1 protein-coding gene is annotated in these 242 nt (G+C 51.2%); it reads left to right on the top strand.

Annotated features, from left to right (window positions below; genetic code table 11):
- A partial coding sequence (locus SB756_RS34370) for a hypothetical protein (RefSeq protein WP_410913791.1) occupies positions 1-242 on the top strand: 242 nt, incomplete at both ends.

Below are 242 nucleotides of genomic sequence, written 5' to 3'. Positions count from 1 at the left end.
GAAGACAACAGCTACTCGTTTGACGTTTTTATTGATGCCCGCGGACAACGTCCGCTTAAAGTGAAAGATATCCCTTTCCCTGGGCTACGCGAGCAATTACAGAAAACAGGGGATGAAATCCCTGATGTTGGCGAAGATTATACGTTACAGCAACCCGAAGATATTCGTGGGCGCGTAGCGTTCGGCGCGTTGCCCTGGTTGATGCACGACCAGCCTTTCGTTCAGGGACTTACGGCATGTGC

It is taken from the genome of Pseudomonas sp. SIMBA_068 (assembly GCF_046534705.1).
Classification (GTDB): Bacteria; Pseudomonadota; Gammaproteobacteria; order Pseudomonadales; family Pseudomonadaceae; genus Aquipseudomonas; species Aquipseudomonas putida.
The sequence above is the reverse complement of the archived record's forward strand: the minus strand, read 5'-3'. Positions and strand labels throughout refer to the sequence as shown.